A 4,648-nucleotide genomic window follows, 5' to 3' on the forward strand; every position below is an offset into this window, starting at 1 on the left:
GGCTTCGTCTTCCGTATCGAACGGCCGCACGCACACGACCGGCCCGAAAATTTCCTCGCGCCAGATCCAGCTGTCTTCCGGCACGTCGGCGAATACGGCCGGTTCGATGAAGTAGCCGCGCGCGAGATGCGCGGGCCGGTCGCCGCCGGTCACGAGACGCGCGCCTTCGTCGCGGCCGCGCGCGATCGCTTCCCGTACCTTGTCGTATTGCCCGCGGCTCACCAGCGGGCCGAGCAGCACGCCGTCGTCGCGACCGTTGCCGATCCTGATTTTGCGCGCTTCCTGCGCGAGCCGCTCGACGAGCGGCGCATACAGCGAGCGTTCGACGAGTACGCGCGACGTGGCCGAACACACTTCCCCCTGGTTCCAGAAGATGCCGAACAGGATCCATTCGACGGCCGCTTCGAGATCGCTGTCGCCGAACACGATGAACGGCGACTTGCCGCCGAGCTCGAGGCTCACGTTCTTGATGTCGCCTGCGGCGGCCTGCATGATCCGGCTGCCGGTCGGCACGCTGCCGGTGAACGCGAGCTTGTCGACGGCCGGATGCCCGGCGAGCGGCGCACCGGCGTCCGCGCCGAGGCCCGTCACGACGTTCAGCACGCCGGCCGGCAGCCCGGCCGCGTTGGCGATGCCGGCCAGTTCCAGCGCGGTCAGCGGCGTCAGTTCGGACGGCTTCAGCACCATCGTGCAGCCGGCCGCGAGTGCGGGCGCGACTTTCCACGCGGCCATCAGCAGCGGGAAATTCCACGGGATGATCGCGCCGGCCACGCCGATCGGCTCCTTGCGGACCACCGTGCTGAAACGCTCGTCCGCGAGCGGCACCGGCGTTTCGGCGCTGTTGTCGAGCTGTTCCGCGAGCCCGGCATAGAAATCGAAGCAACCGGCGGCATCGCCGAGATCCCACAGCGCTTCGGGCAGCGGCTTGCCGTTGTCGCGCACTTCGAGCTCGGCCAGCTCGGGCAGGCGCTCGCGGATCCCCTGCGCAATCGCGCGCAGCACGGCGGCGCGCTGTGCGCCGCTCATGCGCGGCCACGGGCCTTCGTCGAACGCGCTGCGCGCGGCATTGACTGCGGCGTCGATATCTTCCGCGGTGGCGGCGGCCACTTGAGCGATCACGGTTTCGTCGCTCGGATCGAGCGTGTCGAAGGTGCGGCCCTGAACGGGCGCCACCCAGCGGCCGTCGATGAAAAGTCGTTCGTAGGATTGCATGAGAAGCCTCGTAGGTCAGGCGAATCGATAAGCGCTGAACGGCGACAGGTCCTGCCGCGTCGGGCGGCCGGCCGCGAGATCGCCGACCAGGCGGCCGGTGGTTGCGCCGAGCGTGAGGCCGAGCTGGCCGTGGCCGAATGCCATGATCACGTTCGGCAGCCGCTTCGAGCGGTCGATCACCGGCTTCGTGTCGGGCAGGAACGGCCGATAGCCGACGCCGTACTCGACGCGGGACGTATGCAGCTCGGGCAGGATGCGTCTGGCCTTCTCGAGGATGATGTCCGCGCGCCGGAAGTTCGGCGCCGCGTCGCGGCCCGCGAACTCGATGGTGCCGCCGATCTGCAGCCCGCGCGTCATCGGGCTGAAGCAGAAGCCGCCGTCCGCATAGATCACGGAGTGGCGGAACTCGACGCCCGGATCGGTCACCAGCGCCTGGTAGCCGGCGATGCCTTCGAGCGGCACGCGCACGCCGAGCTGGCCGAAGAATTGCCGCGAACCGGTGCCGGCCGCGACGACTACATGATTGGCCGCGATGCGCTCGCCGTCGGTCAGCGTCACGCCGGTTGCGCGCCCGCCGCCCACGTCGATGCGCGCGGCGTTCGCCCGGATACGGCGGCCGCCTTGCGCTTCGAAGCTGGCCGTCAGCGCGGCGATGAAGCCTTCGGTATCGTTCACCGCGCGCCAGTCCGGAAACAGCAGCCCATGCTTGAACCGGCCGGCGAGCGCCGGTTCGAGATCGCCGATGTCAGCGGCGCTCAGCCGCTGCGACGCGAAGCCGAGCGACTGCCGCAGCGCGAGATGCGGCTCCTCGTGCGCGATGCCGGCCGGATCGTCGAACACTTCCAGCACGGGCCGCTGGCCCAGCAGCGCGCGGTCGCCGCACGCATCGAGCAGCGGCGCGTAGTCGGAATAGACGTCGTGCGTGAGCGTGGCCATCGCCTGCGCGATCGACACGATCTTTGCGTGGCGGGCCGACGCGACGAACCGGAAGAACCACGGCAGGATGCCGGGCAGGGCGCCGGGCCGCAGCGCGAGCGGGCCTTTCTGATCCATCAGCCAGCGCGGCACCTTCATCAGAATGCCGGGCTTCGACAGCGGGATGACCTCGCTGACCGCCATCTGCCCGCAGCTCCATTTCGCGGTGCTGTCGCCGGGCGCGGCCGGATCGATCAGCGTGACCGCACGGCCGTCGCGCTGCAGATAGAGCGCGCAGCACACGCCGACGATCCCGCCGCCGATCACGACCGCCGTTTCCGCGCGAGCGGTGCCGGCTGCGGCGGGCGCATGGGGTTGCGCAATCGCGTTCAATTGACGAACTCCTGCAGCGTGAAGCCGTGTGCATACGGCTGGGACGAATCGACACGATACTGCGCGCGCCCGGTCACCCATGCGCGCCCTTCGATGCTCGGCCGCACCGCGTCGAGCCCGCTGTCCAGACGCGCGACCGATTCCACGCGGCCGATGAAGCGGCTGCCGATCAGGCTCTCGTGGCAGTAGGCGTCGCCGATGTTCAGCCAGCCGCGCGCGAAGCGCTGTGCGACGCGGGCCGAACTGCCGGTGCCGCACGGCGAACGATCGACGAGGCTGTCGCCGGCGATCACCACCGCGCGCCCGTGTGCGTCGTCCGCGATCGGCTTGCCCGTCCACATGCAATGGCGCACGCCGCGAATCGCCGGATGGTCGGGATGCACGACGTCGAGCGCCGCGTTCACCGCGCGCTGCACGTCGCGGCCCCACGCGAGCAGTTCGTCCGGCGTGAAGTGTTCGCAACCGGGGAAGTTCGGCTGAACCTCGACGATCGGATAGAAGTTGCCGCCGTATGCGATATCGACGGCCAGCGTGCCGAGCGCGGGAACGCCGATCTCGACGTCGCGCGCGAGCAGGAAGCTCGGCACGTTGGTGAAGCGGACCGACGACACGCGCTCGCCATCCGTCTCGTAGCGCGCGACGATCTGCCCGGCGGGCACGTCGACCGTCACCGTACCCGGCTGCTTCGGCACGACGAGCCGCTCCTCGATCGCGAATGCGATCGAGCCGATCGTCGCGTGACCGCACATCGGCAGGCAGCCCGACGTCTCGATGAACAGCAGGCTGAAATCCGCGTTGTCGTTGAGCGGCGGATAGAAGATCGTCCCCGACATGTGCGCATGGCCGCGCGGCTCCAGCATCAGCGTGCGGCGCACCCAGTCGTGATGCGCGACGAAGTCCTCGCGGCGTGCATTCATGGTCGCACCTTGCAACGCCGGCGCGCCGTCGATCACCATGCGCACCGGCATGCCCTCGGTATGACCTTCGATACAGGTAAAGCTGTGAATCGTCATGATGGAATTCCCCGGTCGGCGTACCGGCACCACGCGGCGCCGGTACGGGAGCGCATTACCGCATCACGCCTGCGACGCCTCGAAGATCGCGCGGAACTCGGCCTTCTCGTGATCGGTCAGCGGCTGCAGCGGCATGCGTGCGTTGCCGACCTTGAAGCCCGCGAGCTCGCAGCCGTACTTCACCTTCTGGATGAACTTGCCCGACTCCATGCTCGCCATCACCGGGAACAGCGAGCGCATCACGTTCTGCGCACCGGCGATGTCGCCGGCCGAGAACTTGTCGTAAAAGCTCACGACCTGTTTCGCGAAGCAGTTCGCGGGCCCGCAGATCCAGCTCGTCGCGCCCCACAGGAAGAAGTCGAGCGCCTGGTCGTCGGAGCCGCACGACAGCTGATAGTGGTCGCGGTACTTGCCGCCGATCTCGATCGCGCGCAGCAGGTTGCCGCTGCTTTCCTTGATGCCGATCACGCGCGGATGATCCTTGAACGCGTCGAGTACGCCGAAGCCGACCTCGACGTTCGTGCGCACCGGGTAGTTGTACAGGATCACGTTCACGTCGGCCACTGCCGCGAGAATCGCGTCGTAGTGGCCGATCAGTTCGTCTTGCGACGGCAGCGCGTAGTACGGCGGCGCGATCAGGATGTTGGTGTAGCCGGCATCGCGCGCCTGGCAAACCTGCTCGATCACTTCGCGCGTCGACGAGCCGTTCGCGCCGGCGATCAGCGTGCCGCGGCTGCCGACCACTTCGCGCACCGTCTTCATCACCGCGCGGCGCTCGTCGTTCGTCAGCGCGTAGTACTCGCCGGTCGAACCGAGCGGCACGAAGCCGCTGACGCCGGCGGCCAGCTGATATTCGAGGATCGACGCGAGCGTGTCGTGATCGACCGCGCCCGACGCATCGAACGGTGTGACGAGGGCGGGCAGAATGCCTTTCAGTTGCATGAGAGTTCTCCGGCTTGATGAAAGCGTTGCGGGTTGTTGCGGATCAGTAGGCATAGCGCCTGAGCATCCTGGACTCCACTACGCCGACCAGTCGGGTCAGCGGAAAGGCGACGAGGAAATAGATGACGGCGACGGTCGTCAGGAACTCGACGGGCCGCGCGGTGCTGTTCGAG

Annotated in this window: 4 protein-coding genes; all 4 read right to left on the reverse strand. The window is 68.1% G+C overall.

From position 1 onward, the window contains the following. Window positions 1–1,212, reverse strand: a 1,212-nt coding sequence (locus Q3A80_RS31620; RefSeq protein WP_446332703.1) for an aldehyde dehydrogenase family protein, incomplete at its 3' end; no start/stop codon positions are given. Between the two features lie 15 nt (window positions 1,213–1,227). Next, window positions 1,228–2,511 carry an NAD(P)/FAD-dependent oxidoreductase gene (locus Q3A80_RS31625; RefSeq protein WP_446332706.1) on the reverse strand — a complete coding sequence of 428 codons (1,284 nt, stop codon included), beginning with the start codon at window positions 2,509–2,511 and terminating at the stop codon, window positions 1,228–1,230. A 5-nt stretch (window positions 2,512–2,516) separates the two neighbouring features. Beyond that, a complete protein-coding gene (locus Q3A80_RS31630; protein ID WP_446332704.1) occupies window positions 2,517–3,533 on the reverse strand; it encodes a 4-hydroxyproline epimerase in 1,017 nt (338 codons plus the stop codon). Window positions 3,534–3,596: 63 nt separating this feature from the next. Further along, the gene (locus Q3A80_RS31635) at window positions 3,597–4,475 is read right to left on the reverse strand and encodes a dihydrodipicolinate synthase family protein (RefSeq protein WP_446332705.1); all 879 of its coding nucleotides are present in this window, start codon (window positions 4,473–4,475) and stop codon (window positions 3,597–3,599) included. Window positions 4,476–4,648 lie beyond the last annotated feature (173 nt).

The organism is Burkholderia sp. SR8 (genome assembly GCF_052851275.1).

Bases quoted from the DNA above. Each gene is read 5' to 3' on its own strand.
- Q3A80_RS31630 (WP_446332704.1), bottom strand. From the start codon at position 3,533: ATGACGATTCACAGCTTTACCTGTATCGAAGGTCATACCGAGGGCATG.
- Q3A80_RS31635 (WP_446332705.1), bottom strand. From the start codon at position 4,475: ATGCAACTGAAAGGCATTCTGCCCGCCCTCGTCACACCGTTCGATGCG.